At 72.4% G+C, this 23022-nt stretch carries 23 protein-coding genes and 1 pseudogene; 14 read left to right on the top strand and 10 right to left on the bottom strand.

The features are described 5' to 3' along the window. Nucleotides 1–139: 139 nt before the first annotated feature. From ACQP2H_RS26355 to ACQP2H_RS26370, 4 genes are all read right to left on the bottom strand, one after another. Nucleotides 140–1126 (bottom strand): ABC transporter permease, encoded by a 987-nt coding sequence (locus ACQP2H_RS26355; protein ID WP_433229283.1) that lies wholly within the window; start codon nt 1124–1126, stop codon nt 140–142. A 12-nt stretch (nt 1127–1138) separates the two neighbouring features. Next, the gene (locus ACQP2H_RS26360) at nt 1139–2149 is read right to left on the bottom strand and encodes an ABC transporter permease (protein ID WP_357535168.1); all 1011 of its coding nucleotides are present in this window, start codon (nt 2147–2149) and stop codon (nt 1139–1141) included. Continuing rightward, on the bottom strand, nt 2146–3237 hold the full coding sequence (locus ACQP2H_RS26365; RefSeq protein ID WP_433229285.1) for an ABC transporter ATP-binding protein: 1092 nt from the start codon (nt 3235–3237) through the stop codon (nt 2146–2148). The genes ACQP2H_RS26360 and ACQP2H_RS26365 overlap by 4 nt, the downstream gene beginning before the upstream one ends. 114 nt (nt 3238–3351) lie before the next feature. Further along, entirely contained in the window at nt 3352–4395 is a 1044-nt protein-coding gene (locus tag ACQP2H_RS26370) for an ABC transporter ATP-binding protein (protein ID WP_357535289.1), read from the bottom strand. Nucleotides 4396–4712: 317 nt separating this feature from the next. Here ACQP2H_RS26370 and ACQP2H_RS26375 point away from each other — a divergent pair, with 317 nt between their 5' ends. From ACQP2H_RS26375 to ACQP2H_RS26400, 6 genes are all read left to right on the top strand, one after another. Continuing rightward, nucleotides 4713–5261 carry a Uma2 family endonuclease gene (locus ACQP2H_RS26375; RefSeq protein ID WP_433229287.1) on the top strand — a complete coding sequence of 183 codons (549 nt, stop codon included), beginning with the start codon at nt 4713–4715 and terminating at the stop codon, nt 5259–5261. Between the two features lie 31 nt (nt 5262–5292). Beyond that, complete coding sequence (locus ACQP2H_RS26380) at nt 5293–6729, top strand: TldD/PmbA family protein (protein WP_357535174.1); 1437 nt, start codon at nt 5293–5295, stop codon at nt 6727–6729. Next, nucleotides 6726–8162, top strand: a complete 1437-nt coding sequence (locus tag ACQP2H_RS26385) for a TldD/PmbA family protein (RefSeq protein ID WP_433229289.1) — start codon at nt 6726–6728, stop codon at nt 8160–8162. Before ACQP2H_RS26380 ends, ACQP2H_RS26385 begins: the two co-directional genes overlap by 4 nt. Before the next feature lie 284 nt (nt 8163–8446). After that, nucleotides 8447–9253, top strand: coding sequence for a hypothetical protein (locus ACQP2H_RS26390; protein WP_204957815.1), 807 nt, complete (start codon nt 8447–8449; stop codon nt 9251–9253). A 13-nt stretch (nt 9254–9266) separates the two neighbouring features. Further along, nucleotides 9267–11180, top strand: a complete 1914-nt coding sequence (locus ACQP2H_RS26395; RefSeq protein WP_208568031.1) for a fumarate reductase/succinate dehydrogenase flavoprotein subunit — start codon at nt 9267–9269, stop codon at nt 11178–11180. Further along, a complete protein-coding gene (locus tag ACQP2H_RS26400; RefSeq protein ID WP_208568030.1) occupies nt 11180–12268 on the top strand; it encodes a succinate dehydrogenase/fumarate reductase iron-sulfur subunit in 1089 nt (362 codons plus the stop codon). Before ACQP2H_RS26395 ends, ACQP2H_RS26400 begins: the two co-directional genes overlap by 1 nt. A gap of 124 nt (nt 12269–12392) precedes the next feature. Here the strand turns inward: ACQP2H_RS26400 and ACQP2H_RS26405 are convergent, their stop codons facing one another. After that, nucleotides 12393–12833 (bottom strand): (deoxy)nucleoside triphosphate pyrophosphohydrolase, encoded by a 441-nt coding sequence (locus ACQP2H_RS26405; protein WP_357535179.1) that lies wholly within the window; start codon nt 12831–12833, stop codon nt 12393–12395. A 182-nt stretch (nt 12834–13015) separates the two neighbouring features. Between ACQP2H_RS26405 and ACQP2H_RS26410 the strand changes: the two genes are divergently transcribed. After that, nucleotides 13016–13324, top strand: a complete 309-nt coding sequence (locus tag ACQP2H_RS26410; RefSeq protein ID WP_357535181.1) for a 4a-hydroxytetrahydrobiopterin dehydratase — start codon at nt 13016–13018, stop codon at nt 13322–13324. Nucleotides 13325–13511: 187 nt separating this feature from the next. Here ACQP2H_RS26410 and ACQP2H_RS26415 read toward each other — a convergent pair whose 3' ends face one another. Continuing rightward, on the bottom strand, nt 13512–14636 hold the full coding sequence (locus tag ACQP2H_RS26415; RefSeq protein WP_433229293.1) for a septum formation family protein: 1125 nt from the start codon (nt 14634–14636) through the stop codon (nt 13512–13514). Nucleotides 14637–14747: 111 nt separating this feature from the next. On the opposite strand from ACQP2H_RS26415, the gene ACQP2H_RS26420 reads away from it, so the two are divergent. The 3 genes from ACQP2H_RS26420 to ACQP2H_RS26430 all read left to right on the top strand — a co-directional run bounded on the left by ACQP2H_RS26420 (nt 14748) and on the right by ACQP2H_RS26430 (nt 16713). Then, nucleotides 14748–15110 (top strand): PH domain-containing protein, encoded by a 363-nt coding sequence (locus ACQP2H_RS26420; protein WP_208568026.1) that lies wholly within the window; start codon nt 14748–14750, stop codon nt 15108–15110. A gap of 165 nt (nt 15111–15275) precedes the next feature. Next, the gene (locus ACQP2H_RS26425; protein ID WP_219464633.1) at nt 15276–15788 is read left to right on the top strand and encodes a GNAT family N-acetyltransferase; all 513 of its coding nucleotides are present in this window, start codon (nt 15276–15278) and stop codon (nt 15786–15788) included. 196 nt (nt 15789–15984) lie between these two features. Next, entirely contained in the window at nt 15985–16713 is a 729-nt protein-coding gene (locus tag ACQP2H_RS26430; protein ID WP_357535185.1) for a class I SAM-dependent methyltransferase, read from the top strand. 149 nt (nt 16714–16862) lie between these two features. Here ACQP2H_RS26430 and ACQP2H_RS26435 read toward each other — a convergent pair whose 3' ends face one another. Continuing rightward, the gene (locus ACQP2H_RS26435) at nt 16863–17333 is read right to left on the bottom strand and encodes a GNAT family N-acetyltransferase (protein WP_433229296.1); all 471 of its coding nucleotides are present in this window, start codon (nt 17331–17333) and stop codon (nt 16863–16865) included. Nucleotides 17334–17455: 122 nt separating this feature from the next. On the opposite strand from ACQP2H_RS26435, the gene ACQP2H_RS26440 reads away from it, so the two are divergent. Continuing rightward, nucleotides 17456–18067 (top strand): nucleotidyltransferase domain-containing protein, encoded by a 612-nt coding sequence (locus ACQP2H_RS26440; RefSeq protein ID WP_363818960.1) that lies wholly within the window; start codon nt 17456–17458, stop codon nt 18065–18067. A 56-nt stretch (nt 18068–18123) separates the two neighbouring features. Here the strand turns inward: ACQP2H_RS26440 and ychF are convergent, their stop codons facing one another. The 3 genes from ychF to ACQP2H_RS26455 all read right to left on the bottom strand — a co-directional run bounded on the left by ychF (nt 18124) and on the right by ACQP2H_RS26455 (nt 20585). Further along, nucleotides 18124–19209 carry a redox-regulated ATPase YchF gene (gene ychF / locus ACQP2H_RS26445; RefSeq protein WP_219464639.1) on the bottom strand — a complete coding sequence of 362 codons (1086 nt, stop codon included), beginning with the start codon at nt 19207–19209 and terminating at the stop codon, nt 18124–18126. Between the two features lie 59 nt (nt 19210–19268). Then, nucleotides 19269–20003, bottom strand: coding sequence for a peptidase E (locus ACQP2H_RS26450; protein WP_219464640.1), 735 nt, complete (start codon nt 20001–20003; stop codon nt 19269–19271). A 120-nt stretch (nt 20004–20123) separates the two neighbouring features. Continuing rightward, complete coding sequence (locus tag ACQP2H_RS26455; protein WP_219464641.1) at nt 20124–20585, bottom strand: hypothetical protein; 462 nt, start codon at nt 20583–20585, stop codon at nt 20124–20126. Nucleotides 20586–20726: 141 nt separating this feature from the next. Between ACQP2H_RS26455 and ACQP2H_RS26460 the strand changes: the two genes are divergently transcribed. The 3 genes and pseudogenes from ACQP2H_RS26460 to ACQP2H_RS26470 all read left to right on the top strand — a co-directional run. Continuing rightward, nucleotides 20727–21236, top strand: a complete 510-nt coding sequence (locus ACQP2H_RS26460) for a SigE family RNA polymerase sigma factor (RefSeq protein ID WP_219464642.1) — start codon at nt 20727–20729, stop codon at nt 21234–21236. Continuing rightward, a complete protein-coding gene (locus ACQP2H_RS26465; RefSeq protein WP_433229300.1) occupies nt 21233–21748 on the top strand; it encodes a hypothetical protein in 516 nt (171 codons plus the stop codon). Before ACQP2H_RS26460 ends, ACQP2H_RS26465 begins: the two co-directional genes overlap by 4 nt. A gap of 159 nt (nt 21749–21907) precedes the next feature. Next, nucleotides 21908–22931, top strand: a pseudogene (locus ACQP2H_RS26470) (bifunctional transcriptional activator/DNA repair enzyme AdaA); the annotation flags it as partial. Nucleotides 22932–23022: the final 91 nt, after the last annotated feature.

Consider the following 23022-nt stretch of genomic DNA (forward strand, 5'->3'; position numbering starts at 1 on the left):
CCACCCCGTCACCGTCGGGCGTGAACGCCGACGTCCCGAGGATCGTCAAGAAGAAAAACTTCGGACTGTCTAACAGATGTCGACAACTCTTGTCGCCCGGCGGGCCGGGTGCGCTGCACCCGACAGGCCGCCCGCCGGCTCAGCGCAGCCGTACCCGGGGGTCGATCGCCGCGTACAGCAGGTCCACCAGCACGTTCGCCAGCACCACGAAGACCGCCGCGATCAGCACGGTCGCCATGATGGTGGGCAGGTCACCGGCGCGCACCGCGTCGACCGCCGTGCGCCCCATGCCGTTGAGGCCGAAGGTGGTCTCGGTGATCACCGTGCCGCCGAGCGCGCCGCCGACGTCCAGGCCGGCGATGGTCACCACCGGGGTGATCGCCGCGCGCAGCGCGTGCCGGCCGTACACCGTGGGTTGGGACAGGCCCTTGGCCCGCGCGGTGCGGACGAAGTCCTCGGACAGCGTCTCCAGCATCTGCGCCCGGGACAGCCGGGCGTAGATGGCGGAGAAGAGGAACGCCAGCGCCAGCCAGGCCAGCACCAGGCCACTGGCCCAGCGCACCGGGTCGTCCAGCAGCGGCGTGTAGCTGGGCACCGGCAGCCAGCGCAGCGTGTAGACGAACACCAGCAGCAGCACCGCCCCCACGAAGTACAGCTGCAACGACGCCCCGGTCAGTGAGAAGCCGATCGCCGCCCGGTCCAGCCAGGTGCCCCGGCGCAGCGCCGACACCACACCCAGGCCCACCCCGAGCAGCAGCCACAGCACCGCCGCCGGGACGACGATGCTCAACGTCACCGGCAGCACCCGGGAGATGGTGTCGCTGACCGCCTCGTTGGACACGTACGACCAGCCCAGGCAGGGCGCGTCGCACCGGCCACCCTGGGTGCTGCCGAGGTCCCGGCCGGTGACGATGCCCTTCATGTAGCCGGCGTACTGGCTGATCAGCGGGTCGCGCAGGCCCAACTCCTGACGGACCCGTTCCAACCGTTCCGGGTTGCAGTTCTTCGGGCACATGCCGGTGACCGGGTCCCGGGGCAGGGCGAAGAACATCAGGAAGCTGAGCACGCTCACCGCGAAGAGCGTCAACGTCGCCGAGAAGAGCCGCTTGACCAGGAACCGCGCCACCGCCGCACCCTCCTACCGGGACGACTTCGGGTCGAGCGCGTCGCGCAACGCGTCACCGAAGAGGTTGAAGGCGAACACGAGCGCAAAGATCGTGACGCCGGGGAAGAAGACGTACGCCGGGTCGGTCTGGAGGTAGTCCAGGCTGCGGTAGATCATCCGGCCGAAGCTGGGGGTGGCGTCGGTCAACCCGACCCCGATGAACGACAACGCCGCCTCGCCGGTGACGTACGCCGGCACCGCCAGCGAGAAGGACACCAGGATCGGCGCCCAGAGGTTGGGCAGCAGTTGCCGGAACAGCATGTGTCCCAGCCCCGCGCCGCTGGCCCGCGCCGCCTCCACGAACTCCCGCTCGCGCAGCGCGATCACCTGCCCGCGCACCAGCCGGGCGGTGCTCGTCCAGCCGAACAACGCGAAGACGGCGATCAGCACCCCGATCTGGAACGCGGCCGGCACCTCGTCCCGCTGGCCGTAGAAGCGCAGCGCGAGGGTCGGCGTCAACGCCAACGCGATGATCAGGAACGGCATCGCCAGGGTCAGGTCGGTGACCCAGTTGACCACCGCGTCCACCCAGCCGCCCAGGTAGCCGGCGACGGTGCCCAGCACGACACCGATCACCGCCGTGGTCACCGCCGCCGCCACGGCGATGAACAGTGAGGTACGCAGCCCGTGCACCAGCCGGATGAAGATGTCCCGGCCCAGCCCCGGCTCCAGCCCGAACCAGTGTTCCCCGGTCACCCCGCCGGCATAACCGAGCGGCATCCCGAACCCGTCCAACCGGGACTGGAACTGCTCCCGGGGTCCGACCCCGTACGCCCACTCGATCAGCGGGACGGCGAGCGCCACCAGCACGAAGAAGACCAGCAGCGCACCGCTGAACAGCCCGGTCCGGTCGCGCCGCAGCCGGGCCCAGGCGAGCTGTCCGGGCGAGCGTCCGACGAACCCGGGCCCGGACCGGTCGCCACCCGGCCCCGTCCCGGTCTCGGCTTCGGCCAGCGCCGCCGGATCGACCGGGGACACACTCATCGCGCCACCTCCCCGGCGTTCCCGTCCAGCCGACCCGCACCGTCGCCCGCAGGCGTCGCGTCCACGACGGCACCGCCCGGACCGGCCGCGCCCGGGTGGGACGGGGTCGGCGGTCCGGCCTCCGGGAAGTGGCAGGCGGCCGCCTGCCGGGCCTCGTCGCGGGCCACCAGCGTCGGCTCCTCGCGGGCGCACACCTCCTGCGCCCGGGGGCACCGGGTACGGAACCGGCACCCCGACGGCGGGTCCAGCGGCGTCGGCACCTCCCCGGCCAACCTGATCCGCCCGGCCGGGCCGAGCGTGCCCACGTCCGGGATCGCCGACAGCAACGCCCGGGTGTACGGGTGCCGGGGTCGCTGGTAGATGTCGTCCCGGTCGCCGATCTCCACGATCCGGCCCAGGTACATCACCGCGACCCGTTGGCAGAAGTGCCGCACCACGGCCAGGTCGTGCGCGATGAACACGAACGCCAGGCCGAGGTCGCGTTGCAGGTCCCGCAGCAGGTTCACCACCTGTGCCTGGATCGAGACGTCGAGGGCGGAGACCGGCTCGTCGGCGACGATCAGCCTGGGTCGCAGGGCCAGCGCGCGGGCGATCCCGATCCGTTGCCGCTGCCCACCGGAGAACTCGTGCGGGTACCGGTTGTAGTGCTCCGGATTGAGCCCGACCAGTTCCAGCAGTTCCCGGACCCGCGCCTTCACCCCGCCGGGTGGGTCGATCCCGTTGACCTGCAACGGCATCGCCACGATCCGCCCGACGGTGTGCCGGGGGTTCAGCGAGGCGTACGGGTCCTGGAAGATGATCTGGAGGTCCTGCCGCAGCGGGCGCAGCTCACGCCGACGGGCGTGGGTGATGTCCCGGCCGGCGAACTCGATCGTCCCGGCGGTCGGCTCCAGCAGCCGGACCAGCATCCGGCCGGTGGTGCTCTTACCGCAGCCGGACTCCCCCACGAGCCCCAACGTCTCGCCGGGCCGCACGTCGAAGTCGAGCCCGTCGACGGCCCGCACCAGCCCCCGGGACCGCAGGCCGCTACGTACCGGGAAGTGCTTGGTCAGCCCCCGCACCCGCAACAACGGCTCGGCCGCGCTCATGGCAGCCGCCTCTCGCCCGCGACTGCGGGACTCCGCTGCGCTACGTTTCTCGCGCTCATGGCAGCCGCCTCTCGCCAGCGACTGCGGGACTCCGCTGCGCTACGTTCCTCGCGCTCATGGCAGCCGCCTCTCGCTCAAAGCCCCGGCTGCCAGGCGGGTGCGCTCGTCGGGGGGGAGGTGGCAGGCGACCAGGTGACCGTCCGCGCCGGTCGGGACGAGGCGCGGCACCTCTGCGCGGGAGCGGTCGCCGGCGTACCGGCAGCGCGGGTGGAACGCGCAGCCGGGGGGCAGGTGGATCAGGGAGGGCGGGTTGCCCGGGATGGGCACCAGGTCCGCGTCCGGGTCGCCGTGCAGCGACGGCACGCTGGAGAGCAGTCCCCAGGTGTACGGGTGCTGCGCCCGGCGGAGCACCTGTGCCGCGCTGCCCTGCTCGACCACCCGACCGGCGTACATCACCAGCACGTCGTCGGCGACCTGGGCGACCACCCCCAGGTCGTGGGTGATCAGCACGATCGCGGTGTGGAACTCGGCCTGGAGGTCGGCGAGCAGATCGAGGATCTGCGCCTGCACCGTCACGTCCAGGGCGGTGGTCGGCTCGTCGGCGATGATCAGCGCCGGGTCGTTGACCAGCGCCATCGCGATCATCGCCCGCTGCCGCATGCCGCCGGAGAACTCGTGCGGGTACTGGTCGTGACGGCGGGCCGGCTGCGGGATGCCCACCCGGTCGAGCATGTCCACGGCACGGGCCCGTGCCGCCCGCCGCCCCGCCCGGGGGTGGTGCACCCGGTACGCCTCCGCGATCTGCCGCCCCACGGTGTAGTAGGGGTGCAGCGCGGAGAGCGGATCCTGGAAGATCATCGCCACGTCCCGGCCGCGCAGCCGGCGCATCCGGTCCTCGGGGAGGCCGACGAGTTGCCGGCCGCCGACGGTGATCGCGCCGGTGACGGTGCTGCGCCGGGGGTCGTGCAGGCCGAGGACGGCCAGCGAGGTGACGCTCTTGCCGGAGCCCGACTCGCCGACGATGCCGAGCGTCCGGCCGCGCCGGACGGTGAAGGACACCCCGTCGACCGCGCGCACCACACCGTCGGCGGTGTCGAACCGCACCCGCAGGTCGTCCACCCGCAGGTACGGCTCGTCGCCGACGCGCTGTCCCGGCACGGCCGGGCCGGCGTCCGGCGGACCGGGCGGCGCTGCTTGCGGACTGTCCACGACCGCCTCCCTCGGGTTGTAGGGAACCTACAACAAAGAGCCGAGGCTGAAAATAAGCTACGGACCGTGAGCTGACAGCGGACCACAGCGTAACGACCCGATGACCCCACCGCGCGCCCCGGCCGCCCCGCCCGAACCAGCGCGCCCGCCGTCGCGGCCCCGCGTCGCCGTGCGGTGTCGTCACCCGCCTGTCGCACCCGGGGTGCGACCATGGCCATGGTGCCCGATGGAGGATGCCCGGCGACACGAGGTGGAGGTGACCGACCATGACCGCAGCGGTGTTCGGCCACGACGGACCGTGGACCGAAGAGGAGTACCTCTCCCTCGATGAGACGTCCCAACGCGTCGAACTCTTCGACGGGAGCCTCCACGTGACCCCAGCCCCCACCCCCCGCCACCAGCGCATCTCGCGCAAACTGGGCAACATACTCGAACCGGCGGCCGAGAAGGTCGGTCTGGAACTGCTGGAGGCGGTGAACGTTCGACTCCGGCCCGGCCGCATCCCCATCCCCGACCTCATCATCACCGACCCGGTGAATCTGGACGTGCTCATGATCGAGGCAGCTGAAGTGCACCTCATCTGCGAGATCATCTCGCCGAGCAACGCGTCCACCGACAAGGTCCTGAAGATGCACTACTACGCGGCAGCCGGCATCGAGTGGTACCTGCTGGTGGAGCAGAAGACCGGCACGCTACGCCTCTACCGTCGGCGGGGCCGCCACTACACGGAACACTCCGCCACCAAACGCGGAGAAACCCTGCGCCTGCTTGAGCCGGTGCAGGCCACGATCCGCCCGGAGGAGCTGGTGCCCTGACGGATGTCGGTCGGCTCGCTAGGGTCGGTCCATGACCGAGTTCGATGCCGCAGCCGCCGCCGTGCAGGCCGCCCTCGACGCGGGCGCCCGGTATGCCGACGCCCGGGTGATGCACCTGCGCTACGAGTCGATGTCCGCGCGCAACGGCGACATCGAGGAGCTGACCCAGGACGAGAGCCTCGGCCTGGGGGTGCGCGCGCTGGTCGGGTCGGGGTGGGGCTTCCACGCCGTACCCGAGCTGTCCGACGCGGCGGCGCGCGAAGCCGGCCGGCGGGCCGCGCAGGTCGCCGCCGCGAGCGCCCGGGTGCCCGGCCCGCCGATCACGCTGACCCCGGCCGAGCCGGTGGTGGCGAGCTGGGCCTCCGACTGCGCCGTCGATCCGCTCGGGGTGGCCCTGTCCGACAAGGGCGACCTGCTGGTCCGGGCCACCGAGGCGGCCCGCGGGCAGGGGGCCGACCTGGCCCAGGGGCTCTACCAGGTCTGGGACACCCGCAAGTGGTTCGTCTCCAGCGAGGGGCACCGCATCGACCAGCACATCCGCGAGTGCGGCGGCGGCATCTCGGCCACCTCGATCGGCGAGCACGAGACCCAGCGCCGCTCCTGGCCGAGCTACCGGGGCCAGTACGGCACCACCGGCTGGGAGCTGGTCGAGTCGCTGGATCTGACCGGGCACGCCGCCCGGATCGCCGACGAGTCCCGGGCGCTGCTCACCGCCCCGGAGTGCCCGGCCGGCGAGACCGACCTGATCCTCGGCGACGAGCAGCTCGCGTTGCAGATCCACGAGTCGGTCGGGCACGCCATCGAGCTGGACCGCATCCTCGGCTGGGAGGCGGCGTTCGCCGGCACCTCCTGGCTCGACCTGGCCCAGCTCGGCTCGCTGCGCTACGGCTCCGAGCTGATGAACGTCACCATCGACCCGACGATCCCCGGCGCGCTGGGCAGCTTCGGCTTCGACGACGAGGGCTCCCCGGCGGTCAAACGCGACGCGGTACGCGAAGGCCGCTGGGTCGGGGTGCTCGCCGGCCGGGACTCGGCCGCCGTCGCCGGCCTGGACCACGGCGGCAGCGTACGCGCCGACGGCTGGGCCCGGCTGCCGATGGTGCGGATGACCAACGTGGGCCTGGAACCCGGCCCGCACACCCTCGACGAGATCATCGCGGCGACCGACGACGGGGTGCTGATGGACGTCAACCGGTCCTGGTCGATCGACGACCGGCGGCTCAACTTCCAGTTCGGCTGCGAGATCGCCTGGGAGGTGCGCAACGGCCGGCGCGGCCGGATGCTGCGCAACCCCACCTACACCGGCATCGGGCCGCTGTTCTGGCGGTCGATGGACATGCTCTCCTCCGAGATCGTCCCGTGGGGCACCCCGAACTGCGGCAAGGGCCAGCCCGGCCAGATCGGGCACACCGGCCATCCGGCCGCACCGGCCCGGTTCCGGGGCGTCCGGGTGGGGGTACGGGCATGACCGGCCTGCGGGACGCCGGGGCGACCGAGCTGGACGTCGCCGCCCGGGTGGTGGAGCTGGTCCACCAGCTCGCCGGGCCGGCCGCCGAGGCCGAGGCCATCGTCGTCCGGCACGACCTGGCGCTGACCCGGTTCGCCAACTCGTTCATCCACCAGAACGTCGCCGGGTCTCAGGTGACGGTGCGGCTGCGGGTGCACGTCGACGGCCGCACGGCCACCGGTGGCGGCAGCCTGGTCGACCCGGACGGGCTGCGCGCCCTGGTCGGGCGGACCCTCGCCGCGGCCCGGCTCTGCCCGCCCGACCCGGCCTGGCCGGGGCTGACCCCACCGTCGGCGGTCCACTCCAACGGCCTGCTCGACGAGGCGACCGCCTACGCCGAGCCGGCGGACCGCGCCGACCGGGTCCGGGCCTTCGTCGACGCGGTGGGCGGGCTGGAGGCAGCCGGCTACTGCCGCACCTCCTACCGGTCGGGGGCGTTCGCCAACTCGGCCGGCCAGTCGGCGCAGGGGCGCACCACCGAGGCGGCGATGGACGGCATCGCCCGCACGGGCGGCGCGGACGGGGTGGCCCGGCTCTGCGCCGGTCGCCTCGACGAGGTGGACGGCACGCTCCTGGGGGTCCGGGCGGCGGCGAAGGCACGGGCCGCCGCCGACCCGGTCGAGCTGCCCCCGGGCCGGTACGAGGTGGTACTCGAACCGGCCGCCGTGGCCGACCTGTTGCAGAATCTCGCCTGGTCCGGTTTCAACGGCAAGCGGTACGTCGAACGTCAGTCGTTCGCCCGCCCCGGCACCGCCCAGTTCGATCCGGCGGTGACCCTGGTCGACGACCCGACCGGCACGCTGCCGTTCGACCTGGAGGGCACCCCGCGTCGGGCGCTCACCCTGGTCGAGGCGGGCACCACCCGTGCGGTGGCCCACGACCGGCGCAGCGCCGTCGCGGCGGGCACGACGTCGACCGGGCACGGGACGCCCGACGGATCCACCTTCGGCCCGGTCCCCGGCAACCTGCGGTTGCTCGGGGCACCCGACGACGGCCCGACCGGCGGGGCGGTGGACCCGGCGACAGACGGCGACCCGACCGGCGGCCCGGTGCCGGGGGCGGTGGTGGATGCGGACACCGCCGCGCTGGTCGCCCCGATGACCCGGGGGCTGCTGGTCAGCGACTTCTGGTACACCCGGGTGCTCGACCCGTTGAGCCTGGTGATCACCGGGTTGACCCGCAACGGGGTGTGGCTGGTGGAGGACGGTGTGCCGGTGCGGGCGGTGCGGAACTTCCGCTTCACCGAGTCGTACCCCCGGGCGTTGGGGCCGGGCACGGTGCTCGGCCTCGGCCGGCGGCCGGTCCGCCAGCCGGACCGCACCGACGGCGGCTGGTGGGAGGGACCACCGCTGCGGCTGGCCTCGTGGAACTTCACCGGTGGCGCCTCGGGCTGACCGGTTCCCGCTGGTCCGCCGGGGGGTGTAGCCGGTTGGCCGCAACCGGTCAGGATTGATCACGGTCCGGGTCTTTCCAAGGTGCGGGACACACGGGACACTGCGTTGCGCGGCCCGACCGTGATGATCGGCGTAACGTGTGTCACTTAGCTGCGCCGATGTCCCGGCGTGGTCGCCTGCTTGCGCACGACGCGGCAGTGGACACGGTCCGGCCGGTCCACTGACCGGCACGGAACGTGAACCGCCCGCCCGCGAGGGCCCGTCCCGTCAGGAAGACGACTCGAATGACATCAACGGCAACGAAGCCGCGGGGTGCGCGGGCGCGCGCCGCCATCGCGGCGAAGACGTTGCGGACCGACCGCTGGTGGTTCGCCCCCCTGATCACCGTCGTCGGGCTCAGCGCCTGGGTGGCGTACGCGACCGTCCGGGTGTTCATGCACAAGTGGTACTGGGTGGACCAGTACCACTACCTGACGCCGTTCTACTCCCCCTGTGTGACCGACCGGTGTGTCGAGGGTTCCTCGCACTTCGGCACTCTCCTGCCCGGCTGGTGGATCATCCCGGACGCGGCGCTGACCCTGCCGTTCCTGCTGCTGTTCCGGTTGACCTGCTACTACTACCGCAAGGCGTACTACCGGTCGTTCTGGTTGTCGCCGCCGGCCTGCGCGGTGCCGGACGGGCACAAGTCCTACTCCGGGGAGACCCGGTTCCCGCTGCTCGGGCAGAACCTGCACCGCTACTTCTTCTACGCCGCCGCGATCATCTCGCTGATCAACACCTGGGACGCGGTCCTGGCCTTCCACTCGCCCGAGGGCTTCGGCTTCGGGCTGGGCAACATCGTCCTGCTGGTCAACGTGGTGATGCTGTGGGCGTACACGATCTCCTGCCACTCCTGCCGGCACATCATCGGCGGGCGGCTCAAGCACTTCTCCGCGCACCCGGTGCGGTACCGGGCCTGGACGTTCGTGTCCAAGCTGAACACCCGGCACATGCAGCTCGCCTGGATCACCCTCGGCACGCTGGCCTTCACCGACTTCTACGTGATGGCCATCGCCGCCGGCTGGTTCACCGACCTGCGGTTCATCAACTAGAGGGCGCGGCGACATGACCACTACCACTCGCATCGAACGACACCACTACGACGTCGTCGTGATCGGGGCCGGCGGCGCCGGCCTGCGCGCGGCGATCGAGGCCCGGCTCGCCGGCAAGAAGACCGCGATCATCTCCAAGTCGCTCTTCGGTAAGGCGCACACCGTGATGGCCGAGGGCGGCGCGGCTGCCGCGATGGGGAACGTGAACAGCCGGGACAACTGGCAGGTGCACTTCCGCGACACCATGCGCGGCGGCAAGTTCCTCAACAACTTCCGGATGGCCGAGCTGCACGCGAAGGAGTCGCCGCAGCGGATCTGGGAGCTGGAGACGTACGGGGCGCTCTTCGACCGGACCAAGGACGGCAAGATCTCCCAGCGCAACTTCGGTGGGCACGAGTACCCCCGGCTGGCGCACGTCGGTGACCGGACCGGCCTGGAGCTGATCCGCACCCTCCAGCAGAAGATCGTCTCCCTCCAGCAGGAGGACAAGCGCGACCTCGGCGACTACGAGGCCCGGATCAAGGTGTTCTCCGAGACCACCATCACCGAGCTGCTGCTCGACGGCGACCGGGTGGCCGGGGCGTTCGGCTACTACCGGGAGTCCGGGGAGTTCATCCTGTTCGAGGCCCCGGCGGTGGTGCTGGCCACCGGCGGCGTCGGCCGCTCCTACAAGGTCACCTCGAACTCCTGGGAGTACACCGGGGACGGGCACGCGTTGGCCCTGCGCGCCGGGGCCACGCTGATCAACATGGAGTTCCTCCAGTTCCACCCGACCGGCATGGTCTGGCCGCCCTCGGTGAAGGGCATCCTGGTCACCGAGTCGGTGCGCGGTGACGGCGGGGTGCTGAAGAACTCCGACGGCAAGCGGTTCATGTTCGACTACGTCCCCGACGTCTTCCGCAAGCAGTACGCGGAGACCGAGGAGGAGGCGGACCGCTGGTACACCGACCCGGACAACAACCGACGCCCGCCGGAGCTGCTCCCCCGCGACGAGGTCGCCCGCGCGATCAACAGCGAGGTCAAGGCCGGTCGGGGTACGCCGGCCGGCGGTGTCTACCTGGACATCGCCTCCCGGCGTTCGGCCGACGAGATCCGTCGCCGGCTGCCGTCGATGTACCACCAGTTCAAGGAACTGGCCGACGTCGACATCACGGCCGAGCCGATGGAGGTCGGGCCGACCTGCCACTACGTGATGGGCGGCGTCGAGGTGGACCCGGACTCCGGGGCCGCGTACGGCACCGTGCAGGGGCTGTTCGCCGCTGGTGAGGTGTCCGGTGGCATGCACGGCTCCAACCGGTTGGGTGGCAACTCCCTGTCCGACCTGCTGGTCTTCGGCAAGCGGGCGGGCGGGCACGCGGCGTCGTACACCGATCAGCTGACCTCGCGGCCGAAGGTGCCGGTGGGTGCGGTGGAGACCGCCGTGGAGGCGGCGCTGGCGCCGTTGCAGCGGGACACCGGGGAGAACCCGTACACCCTGCAGCAGGACCTCCAGGCGGTGATGGGGGATCTGGTCGGGATCATCCGCCGGGAGGGCGAGCTGGTCGACGCGCTGCACAGGCTGACCGAGCTGCGCGAGCGGGTGGCGAAGGTGAGCGCGGCCGGCGGCCGGCGCTACAACCCGGGCTGGCACCTGGCGTTGGACCTGCGCAACATGCTGGTCGTCTCGGAGTGCACCGCGAAGGCGGCGCTGGAGCGGCAGGAGTCGCGCGGCGGGCACACCCGCGAGGACTTCCCGACCATGGATCCGAGCTGGCGTCGGGTCAACCTGGTCTGCGCCCTGGACGGCGACACCGTCCGGCTGGAGCACAAGCCGCTGCCGAAGATGCGGGCCGAGTTGATCGGTCTCTTCGACCGGACCGAGCTGGCCAAGTATCTGACCGACGAGGAGCTGGCCGACTTCGACGCCCTCACCGAGGAGGCGAACTGATGGGAAGCAAGAGGGAGTTCCGCATCTGGCGGGGCGACGAGACCGGCGGTGACCTCCAGGACTACTCGGTCGAGGTGAACGAGGGCGAGGTCGTCCTCGACGTCATCCACCGGCTCCAGGCCACCGAGGCGCCGGACCTGGCCTGCCGGTGGAACTGCAAGGCGGGCAAGTGCGGCTCCTGCTCGATGGAGATCAACGGCAAGCCCCGGCTGAGCTGCATGACCCGGATGTCGACGTTCGAGGAGTCGGAGACCGTCACGGTCACCCCGCTGCGGACCTTCCCGGTGATCCGGGACCTGGTCACGGACGTCTCGTTCAACTACGAAAAGGCGCGGGAGACGCCGGCCTTCGCCCCGCCGGCCGACCTGGCCCCGGGCGAGTACCGGATGCAGCAGGTCGACGTGGAGCGCTCGCAGGAGTTCCGCAAGTGCATCGAGTGCTTCCTGTGCCAGAACGTGTGCCACGTGATCCGCGACCACGAGGAGAACAAGCCGGCCTTCTCCGGCCCCCGGTTCTTCATCCGGGCCGCCGAGCTGGACATGCACCCGTTGGACGCGAAGACCGACCGCAAGCAGTACGCGCAGCAGGAGCAGGGGCTCGGCTTCTGCAATATCACCAAGTGCTGCACGGAGGTCTGCCCCGAGCACATCAAGATCACCGATAACGGGATCATCCCCATGAAGGAACGGGTCGTCGACCGCAGGTACGATCCCCTGGTATGGCTCGGTAGCAAGATCTTCCGTCGGGGCGAGACGCCCCAGAGCACCGCGAACAGCGCGGGAAAGGGGTCCGTGGTGCACAGCGGCGCTCGTCAGACCGGGGTCCACTCGCACGCCGGCGGTTCCGGCGACCCGGCCGCGGAGGCCCAGGCGCAGCAGGGTGTGAACTGGCACCGCGAGGTCCCGCACCCGACGATGCCGGCGGTCGACGACCGGGGCAGGCTCCCGCTGACGGAGCTGACCTTCGACCGGGCGGCGGCCCCGTCGCCGTTCGGTGACGACGTCACCTTCCCGCTGCCGCCGGAGCACCTCAACTTCGCCCACCCGAGCCAGGACGACAAGCCGGCAGGCGAGGGCGACAGGCACTGACGCCACCCGGCGGGCCCGCAAGCACTGACGCCACCCGGCGGGCCCGCAACGGGCACGACAGACGACGGGGGTCGCGGCGCAAGCCGCGGCCCCCGTCGCCGTCCGCACCCGGGTGGCCGACCCGTCAGTCGGCGGCCAGCAGCGGGCGGAGGGCGGCGACGATCGGCGCGTCGGCGGGAAGCCAGGTGACGCTGTCCAGCTCACCGGCGGCGAGCCAGCGCAGCGCGGAGTGTTCCAGCGCGCGCGGCTGGTCGCCGTGCAACAGGCGGGCCGCGTACACCTTCAACACCGACCGGCCGTGGGCCATCCGGACGTCCCGGCCGATCCGGTCGCCGATCTCCACCCGGACGGCCAGCTCCTCGGCGCACTCGCGGATCAGCGCGGCCGTCTCGCTCTCGCCCGGCTCGACCTTGCCGCCGGGAAACTCGAACATGCCGGCGACCTCGGGGGGCGCGGTGCGCGCACAGGCGAGCACCCGCCCCGCGGAGATGATCGCCGCACCCACGACCACCCGCGGCTCACGCCGGTCGGTCTGCCCGTCACCGCTACACCGTTCGGTCTGCACGGGCGTCCAGCGTGCCAGATCAATCGTCGGTTTGGGTACCGTCCTCGACCGGTAGGCCAATAAGAGACGGAAGTGTGGGCGTGGACACACCGCCGTCAGGTCGACAGACTGTTAACACCACGAGGACACGGGACGGCGACGATTTGGCCACAAGCCGGCAACGGCGCCTGGGAGGTGCGGTGATGCGTGCGCTGTTCACCAGCCGAACCAAGCACGACTATCTCAGTGACGCCCTCACGCTCCTGCACGGGTGGACCCGTGACGGTGAGCAGATCCGCCGCACCCTGGTAATGGACGACTCCCAGCACGCGGAGCTGACCGAGCGGGTCAAGGTCGTCGCGGACGCGCTGCGGTTGCGACCGGACATCAGCCGACAGGACACCGAGACGCGCATCCGGGTCGGCCACGGCGACGGCGAGCCACTCACCGACGGTGAGGTGCTGCTCGCCGCCCGCATCGAGGACGCGTACCGTGCGGTGACGGCGGACTGAGCGCCCCGCGACGGCGGGCACCCGTCCGACGGCAGCACGCCCACGGCCACCCCCGTCATCGTCGGCCCCCGTCCGCCACCGCACCGTCGCCACCAGCCTCAGCCTAGGGCCGATCAGCGGCCGACCAGCTCCCCGGAACGTCCGACCCACCCCCACCGAGTGGTCAACTCGACACCGTCGGTCACGGTCACCGCATCGGTTCACCCTGCGCGGTGGGCAACCGAAGGGCCTGGCGTACGGCGAGCTCGGTGGCCGGGTCCGGGTGCTGCCCCGCCTGTGCCACGATCTGGAGCAGCCTGCCCCGGTCGGGCTCGCCGTCGGCGTCCCGCCAGGCCGGCTCGTCCTGCTCCATCTCGGTGAGCAGCCGTTCCATCGCCGGCCAGACCGCCTCCGGCCAGGGTTCCCGGCGCAACCGGAACCACATGTCGGTGTGGGTGCCCTCGGCCCGGCGGACCGCGTCACGCAACGTCGCCGGGGTGGCGGTCGACCCGCTGGCCACCAGGGCGGCCCGCGCCTCGGTCCAGTCCCGGCTGGCCAGCAGGTAGCCGAGCTGCGCCGGGTCGAGCACCGTACTGTCCATCCGCAGCGGACGGGACAGCTGGGTCGGTGAGGTCAGATAGCAGGTGATGGTGGGATCGGTGGACCAGTCGACCCGGGTCGGCAGGTACCAGCTCAACCGCACCTCGGCGGGCAACCCCAGCGGGTCCACCACGTAGCTGCGCTGGCGCTGCCGGCAGAGCGTCTCCGCCCGCTGGGAGAGCGCCGCCGCGCCGGGGTAACGCTCGTCGGCGGAGCGTTCGTACGCCGGAAAGTCGTCGACGTACTCGGCGTTGTGGGGCGCGTCACAGCCGACCCGGGTGACCTGCTCCGGCGCGGTACGGCTGGCGGTGGCCCCGGTTGGCACCCGGAAGCAGTCCCCCACCCGTAGCCCCCGCAGCCCGGTGTCCGGGTCGGTGCCGGTCGTCGTGACGCCCCACGCCACCAGGCCGGCCAGCACCCAGCCGCCGAGAAGCACCAGCCCGGCGGTCACCAGACCCTTCCCCCGCTCGCCCTCGCGCCTGATCCGTCGCAGCGCGAACACGGCGGTGACCGGCGCGAGCACCCCGCCGAGCAGGCCGAACACGAGGGTGACGACGGCCATCCGGTTCAGCCGGCCCCGGGTGGGCGGCCGCTGCGGCCACGGCTCCCAGTCGGGCACGTCGGTGGTGCCCGCCCGGCGGGGCGCAGCCGCGTCCGCGCCACCGGTCGGTGCCGACGAGGGCTCCGGCCGGGCCTCGTCGGTGGGTTGCGCCTCGGAATGCTCGCTGGTCACGCCGCTTCCCTCCCCCGTCGCCCGCGTCTGGCCAGGCATGGGGAGACTAGTCGACGGGGCCAACCGGCGGGCAACCGCCGACGCTGGCGGGCACCTCCTACCGTGGATTCCATGGCAAATGCGACGTACGACCGCAAGGAGCAGTTCAACCAGATCCGCAGTGGACTGCTCGACGGGGAACAGATCATCGCCGTCTACGACGCCGTCGGCACCGGCACCGGGTTCATCGGCCTGACCGACCGGCGGGTGATCATCCAGGACCGGTCATTCGTGGGGAAGAAGTTCGCGATCACCAGCATCCCGTACTCCAAGATCACTAGCGTGAGCGTGGTGAGCAACAAGTCGTGGGGCGGGGAGTTCTTCTCCACCGGCTCGATCGCGGTGCACGTCGGCACCCACACCTACGAGGTGGAGTTCCGGGGGGCGCAGAAGAGCCACCACGTGCACAACGTGATCCTGCACTACATCTCCTGACCGCCCCCGCGCTGCCGGCCACCGACCCGCCCGCCGACCCGCCCCTCCCGCCGCGCCGCCGACGGGTGCCCACCCCGCTCCGCCTGACCCCCGGATCGGGCGGTCCCTGGAATACTCGGCCCATGCGGACGACTCTCCACTGTGGCCGGCGGGGGCAGGTGCGGCGTGTTCCTGCGTGACGTGCTGGCCACCGACGTCGAGGCGTACCTGCGGATGCGCTGCGACCCGGTGATGATGGCCGAACTCGGCGGGCCGCTGCCGCCGGCCCACGTGACCCGGCAGGTCCGCCGGGACGCCCGGTTGGCCGCCGACGGCACCGCCCTGATCAAGATGATCGTGGTGGACGACGCCGTCGCCGGGACCGTCACCCTCTGGCGGCCCGCGCCGGACGACGGGACGGCCGCCGAGATCGGCTGGATGGTGCTGCCCGAGTTCCAGGGCCGGGGCCTGGCCAAGCGGGGCGTCCGCGCGCTGCTCGACCAGGCCCGGGCCGAGCGACGGTGGGACACCGTGCACGCCTTCCCGGCCGTCACCAACGGCCCGTCCAACGGGATCTGCCGGGCACTCGGATTCACCCCGCGCGGCGAGGAGGACGTCGAGTTCAACGAGCAGGTGATCCGTACCCGGCACTGGACGCTGGACCTGGCCCGCCCGCCGGAAACCGGGTTGCCCCACTGACGGGCCGCTGCTTGGCTGGGCGTGAAGCCGACCGGAAGGAGCTGACGACATGTCGTACCCGACGGGGTCCACCCAGGCACCGACAATCCTCCAGCAGCGGGAATCGAGGCTTCGTGACCACCAGCGACACGGCAGTGCCGGCGCGGCTCAGCGCCGGTAACGACAGAGCGGTCCGGCCCGGGGAAGGGGGCCGCTGATGTCGGTCTTCGACGACCCGGGCCACTTCGGCAGGATGTGGGCCGACAGCTACGACAACCCCGGCAACCCCGACCCGGCACCGGCGGTGGACTTCCTCGCCGGTCGGGCCGACGGCGGACGGGTGCTGGAACTCGCCATCGGGACGGGCCGGGTGGCGTTGCCGCTCGCCGCCCGGGGCGTACCCGTCGACGGGGTCGAGGCGTCACCGGAGATGGTGGCGAAGCTGCGCGCCAAGCCCGGCGGAGACGGCATCCCGGTCACCGTCGGCGACCTGGCCGACGTGCCCGTCACGGGTCCGTACCAGCTGATCTACCTGGTGTTCAACACCCTGTTCAACCTGGTGCGCGCGGAGCGGCAGCAGGACTGCTTCCGCAACGTGGCCCGGGTGCTGGCCCCCGGTGGCGAGTTCGTCGTCGAGGCGTTCGTGCCCGACCCGGCCAACTTCGACCGGGACGAGCAGGTACAGATGCGGGCGGTGACCGAGGACTCCGCCACCATCCGGCTGCACCAGTACGACCGGGCCGCACAGACCTTCATCCGGCAGACGATCACCTTCGACCGCGACGGGGTGCACCTGGAACCGTTCGCGATGCACTACCGCTGGCCGGAACAGATCGACGAGCTGGCCGAACAGGCCGGTCTACGGCTCGTCGCCCGGTACGCCGACTGGCACCGGCAACCCTTCGACGACGGCAGCAGATCGCACGTCTCGGTCTACCGGCGCTGACCCGGTGACCGGCCGGGGTCGGGGCGGGGTCGGGGCGGGCGTCCCGACCCCGGCCGGGCCAGCCGTCGATCGTCGAGGTGCCGGTGTTGGCGCCGGCACGCCGTCGCCCGCTCCCGGGGCGCTCGTTCGGGCGGCCCGGGATCCGCACGTCACAGCCGCTTGGCCATCCGGATCGCGGTCACCTCGAAGCCCATCTGCTCGTAGAGCGCCCGCGCGCCGGTGTTGAACCCGAACACGCTCAGCCCGATGGCGACCACGCCCCACTCCCGGCAGAGCCGCTCGGCGGCCTCGATGATCGCCCGGCCGTAGCCCCGGCGGCGCAGCTCCTCGCGTACCGCGAAGTCGTAGCCGAAGGCGTGCAGGCCGTCGGACTTCTGCTCCAGGTGCAGCCAGAGCCGACCGACCTCGACGTCGTCGTCGTACGCCGTCCAGAGCCGGTGCCCCTCGGTGGCCAGGCCGTCGGGCAGCAGGCCCTGGAAGTCCTGCCGGGCCTTCTCCCGCGCCTCCGGCAACGGCATCGCCCCGGAGGCGGCGATGTTGCGCGCGTAGTCCTCCTCGGCGTGTTCCCGGTAGCGGAGGTACTGCTCGTCGGTCATCGGTTCCAGCCGCAAGGTCACCACACCACCACCGTAGGGTCAGCACCACCCCGCCCGCTGTCCCGTGGTCGCCGGGTCGACCGGTGACCCGCGAGAGCGCCGGTTCCCGACTGGCGTCCGGCGGGGCCGGCTGTCAGCCTGGGTCCGTGCGGTACGACCCTCAACGGCACCTCTGGTCCGCGCTCTCGGTCGCCGAGGTGCACGAGTTGTTCGCCGGCTGCCCGACGCGCTGGTGGCTCTCCGGGGGATGGGCCATCGACCACTGGCACGGCAGCCCGAGCCGACCGCACGGCGACATCGACGTCAGCACCCTGCGGCCGGCGCTGCCCGCCCTGCTGCACGCACTACCGGCGGACCTGCGGCCGTTCGCGGCCCGGCGGGGGCACCTGTTCCCGCTGGCGGACGGGCACGACGCCACCGGGCTGCACAACATCTGGGTGTACGACGCCGGCCGGGACCGCTTCGTCCTCCAGATCAACCTGGAGGACGGTGCCGAGACGGACTGGCGCTACCGACGCGATCCACGGATCACGCTCCCGTGGGAATCGGCGGTAGTGTCCGTCCGCGCCGTACCGACCGGGACGCCCGGCACCCAACTGCTGTGGAAGTCACCCGACCCGCGCCCCCGCGACGAGCACGACCTGGACGTCGCCCGACACCTGCTGACCCCGGCGCAGCGCCGGTGGTTGCGCGACGCGGTCCGACTGGCCCACCCGCACTCACCGTGGGCGGACGACCCCCGGCTGGGGCACCCCTGACCCGCGCCCCTCGGCGGCGGCGAGGCACCCGCGGTCCGCGGCTGGGCGGGCTGGGATCAGACGTTGAAGCGGAACTCCACCACGTCGCCGTCCTGCATGACGTACTCCTTGCCCTCGATCCGGACCTTGCCGGCGGCCTTCGCCGCCGCCATCGAACCGGCCGCGACCAGGTCGCCGTAGGAGACCACCTCGGCCTTGATGAAGCCGCGCTGGAAATCGCTGTGGATCACCCCGGCGGCCTCCGGGGCGGTCGCGCCGACCGGCACCGTCCAGGCCCGCGCCTCCTTCGGCCCCGCCGTGAGGTACGTCTGGAGCCCGAGCGTGCGGAAGCCGACCCGGACGAGCTGGTTCAGCCCCGGCTCGGACTGCCCGATGGACTCCAGCAGCTCGCGGGCCTCCTCCTCGGGCAGATCCACCAGCTCGGATTCGATCTTGGCGTCCATGAACACCGCCTCGGCGGGGGCCACCAGGGCGCGCAACTCGTCGAGGAAGGCGGCGTTGGCCAACTCCGCCTCGTCGACGTTGAAGACGTAGAGGAACGGCTTGGTGGTGAGCAGGTGCAGCTCCCGCAGGTGCTCCAGCTCGATCTTGGCGGCGGCTGCCCCGGCGTACAGGGTGATGCCGCCGTCGAGCACCTCGACGGCCTGCTTCGCGGCGGCGACGGCGGCGGCCCGGTCCTTACGGAGCTTGGCCTCCTTCTCCAGCCGTGGCAGCGCCTTCTCCAGGGTCTGCAGGTCGGCCAGGATCAGCTCGGTGTTGATCGTCTCGATGTCGTCGGCCGGCGAGACCTTGCCGTCGACGTGCACCACGTTCGGGTCGGAGAAGGCCCGCACCACCTGGCAGATGGCCGAGGCGTCCCGGATGTTCGCCAGGAACGCGTTGCCCCGGCCCTGCCCCTTCGACGCCCCCCGGACCAGACCGGCGATGTCGACGAACGACACCGGCGCGGGCAGCACCTTCTGCGACGAGAAGATCTCCGCGAGCTTGTCGAGCCGCCCGTCCGGCAGCCCCACCACCCCGACGTTGGGCTCGATGGTGGCGAACGGGTAGTTCGCCGCGAGCACGTCGTTCTTGGTCAACGCGTTGAACAGGGTGCTCTTGCCGACGTTGGGCAGGCCGACGATGCCGATGGTGAGACTCACGACGGGCCAGCTTACGCCGTCGGCCCCCGGTACCCGGCAGGCAGGCCCGTCGGAGACGCTCAGGCGGTCAGCAGCCGGGGCTCGATCCGGGTCTCCCGCACCCCACCCGCACCGTCCGGCACCACCTCGTACGCGGCCACGCCGGGCCGGTCGGCGACCGCCTCGGCCAGCCGGGTGCCCCGGTAGACCAACCCCACCCCGTCGTCGGTGCAGTGGCTGGCCGGCAGGGTGCCGTCGGCGACCAACCGGTGCAGCAGCGGCCGGCGCTGCGCCTCACTGTCGTAGTGCACCCCGTTGCCGTACCGCAACCAGCCCAGGCCGTCGGTGTAGGCGCGCAACTGCCGCCCGAAGCTGTCGGTGGGCCCGCCGACGTGCCAGCAGATCGAGCCCGCGGAGACCCCACCGAGCACCACCCCGGCCTCCCAGCACTCGCGCAGGATCTCCGGCAGGCCGTGCACCCGCCACACCGCGCACAGGTTGGCCACGCTGCCGCCACCGACCCAGATGATGTCCTGGCCGAGCAGGTGGGCCCGGACGTCCTCGACGTTGGGCATCGGAAACAGCGCCAGGTGCGACGGGCGGTAACGGGTACCGGCGAATGCGCCGTGGAAGATCGTCAACGAGGTGGGCTGGTCGCCGACGGCCTGGTTGAGATAGCAGATCCTCGGCTCGTCGACCTGCGCCAACTCGGCCATCAGGTCGAAGACCGGCCCGGGGGCGGCATCCAGGGGCCCCCGACCCCGGCTGGTGAAACCCATGCTGGTGGCGACGATCGTCGGTTGAACGGCGGGCATCCTGGTCCTCTCGCTGGCTGACTCCCGCCCCCATCCTGCGCCACCGCCGGCCCCGCCCACCCCAACCCCCGGCAACCGCCACCCGGCGGGTCGCGCCGCCGCTGCGGTCACCGGCCCGGGTCACCCGGCGAGACGCCAGCCCACCCCGCCGTCGGTCACCCCGGGCAACTCACCCGCCGCCGCGAGCGGCAGGGTGAACCGGTCCGGCGCGGTCGGGCCGGCCCGCTCGGACTCACCGAGCATCCAGTGGACCTCGTCGGCCGTCCAGCCCAGCCCCCGCCGGCCGGCGATCTCCCGGACCAGCCGCCGGCCGACCCGGGTGTCGTCGTCGTAGAACCGCATGCACCAGTGGTGCGCCCACATGCCCAGCGCCCGCAGACCGGCCGCGTCGAGGGACCCGGCCAGCCGACCGCACGCGGTGTCGGCGAACGGCCGCGCCGGGTCGTCGGCCCGGTCCCGCTCGATCGCACCGAAGGCGGCCGGCGCGACCACCCGCATCCGGTCGTAGAGGCCCTGCGCGGCGGCCTCGTCCAGCCGCGCCCGCCCTGACCGAGGGTCGCCCCGCCCGGTCACGCTCGCCATCGCCGCACCCTTCTGGAGTTGGTGCCGGGACGCTACCGACCACTACCGACACTTTGCCGCGGGAAACTCCCCGCGGATCCCGGGATAGCTGCGCCGGGCTGGGGCGTCTGTATCGGTGACAGCCAACATCGGGGAGGGCGGGTGGACGAGGACGACCGGGCCCGGCTGGCCGAGTTCGTGGCCAGCCGGACGCCGGCCCTGATGCGGGTCGCGTACCTGCTCACCGGGGACCGGCACGCCGCCGAGGACCTGTTCCAGTCGGCGCTGGCCAGGACCATTCCGAAGTGGCGCGACCTGCGTCACGCCGACCCGGAGGGTTACCTGCGCGCGGTCATGTACCGGGAGCAGGTCAGCTGGTGGCGGCGACTGCGCCGGTACCGGGAGACGTTGCTCACCGGTGCCGCCGAACGGGCCGGTCCCGACCCGTTCGGCGGCACCGACGTACGCCTGGCGATGCGGGCCGCGCTGCGCGCGCTGCCGGCGGCCCAGCGCACGGTCGTGGTCCTGCGCTACTACGAGGACCTGACCGAGACCCAGGTGGCCGCCGCGCTCGGCTGCTCGGTCGGCACCGTGCGCAGCCGCACCCACCGGGCCGTGGCCCGGTTGCGGCAACTCCTGCCGGACATCGAACTGCTGGAGGTACGGCGGTGACCACGCCCATCGAGGACCTCATCCGCGCCACCCTCACCGACCTTGCCGAGGAGGCACCGACAGTGCACGACCAGTTGACCCGCGCGGAACACCGGGCCCGTACCCGACGCCGCGCCACCGTGACGATGAGCGCCGTGGGTGCCGTCGCCGCCGTGCTGATCGCCGCCCCGCTCGCGATGGCCGCCAGCGGTCGCGGGGACGCCCCGCCCGCCGTACCGGCCTCGACGCCGAGCAGGGGGCCGGCCGCGCCGGTCCCCGCCCCGGCCCGGACCGCACCACCCGTAGACCGGCCACCGCTGACCGGCCGGACCGCCGAACCGGGCGCACCCGTCCCGGCCCGCACCGCCGCACCGGCGGCACCCGGGATGCCCGCACCGGCCCGCACCGCACCACCCGTCGACCAGCCCCGGACCGGCCGGGTCCCCGCCGCACCGGTCCCCGCCCGCACCGCACCGCCCGTCGACGAGGGCCGCGCGGGCGGCCGGCCGGCCGCCCCGACGACGGGGAACTGACGCACGGCGACCCTGCCGGCCGTCGACTTACTGCTGTCGGCCGGCGGGGTCGCCCGCCCTCGCGCCGGGCGGCGCGGACGGTGGCCGCCCTCGGACCGGGCATGCTCAGGTCCGATTCCCGCGAGCCACCGCTGCTGAGCTGCGGGCATGATCGGTGGCGTGGAGTTGGACTTTGAACGGTGCTATCGGGCCGTGGACAGCCGTGACCAGCGGTTCGACGGCTGGTTCTACACCGGCGTCACGTCGACCGGGATCTACTGCCGGCCGTCGTGTCCGGCGATGACGCCGAAGCGGCGCAACGTCCGGTTCTTCCCGTCGGCCGCCGCCGCGCAGGGGGCCGGGCTACGGGCCTGCCGCCGGTGCCGGCCGGACGCCGCGCCCGGTTCCCCGCAGTGGGACGTCCGCGCCGACGTGGTGGGTCGGGCCATGCGGCTGATCGCCGACGGGGTGGTCGACCGGGACGGCGTGCCGGGGCTGGCCGCCCGGCTGGGCTACACCGAGCGGCACCTGCACCGGATGCTCCGGGCGGAGTTGGGTGCCGGCCCGTTGGCGCTGGCCCGGGCGCAACGGGCACAGACCGCACGGACGCTGATCGAGACCACCGGACTGGGCCTGGCGGAGGTGGCGTTCGCGGCCGGCTTCGGCAGTGTGCGGCAGTTCAACGACACCGTCCGCGAGGTGTACGGGACGGTGCCGTCGCAACTGCGTACCGGGCGGGGCAGCCGACCGGCACCGGGCGGGGCGGGCACGATCACGCTCCGGTTGGCGTACCGGCCGCCGCTGCACGCCGCTGCCCTGCTGGAGTACCTCGCCGCCCGGGTGCTGCCCGGCCTGGAGGAGGTGCGCGACGGGACGTACCGCCGGGAGTTGCGGTTGCCGCACGGCCCGGCGGAGGTCGCGTTGACGCCGACGAGCGGACACGTCGTGGCGACGCTGCGGCTGGCCGACCTGCGGGACCTGGCCCCGGCGGTGGCCCGGTGCAGGCGTCTGTTCGACCTGGACGCCGACCCGGAGGCGATCGACCAGACACTGGCCGCCGACCCGGTCCTCGCCGGGGTCGTCGCCGCCGAACCCGGGGTCCGTGTGCCCCGGTCGGTGGACGGCTTCGAGTTGGCCCTGCGCGCCATCGTCGGCCAGCAAGTCTCCCTCCCCGCCGCCCGCACCACCCTCACCCGCCTCCTGACCCACCCCACCCCCACCCCCGGCCCCACCCCCACCCCCGGCCCTGGCCCCGGTGATCAAGAGGTTTGCGTCACGGAGAGCGCTTCCCCGCG

The sequence above is a fragment of the Micromonospora sp. CA-248260 genome (genome assembly GCF_050942205.1).
In the GTDB taxonomy this organism is placed as follows: Bacteria; Actinomycetota; Actinomycetes; order Mycobacteriales; family Micromonosporaceae; genus Micromonospora; species Micromonospora antibiotica.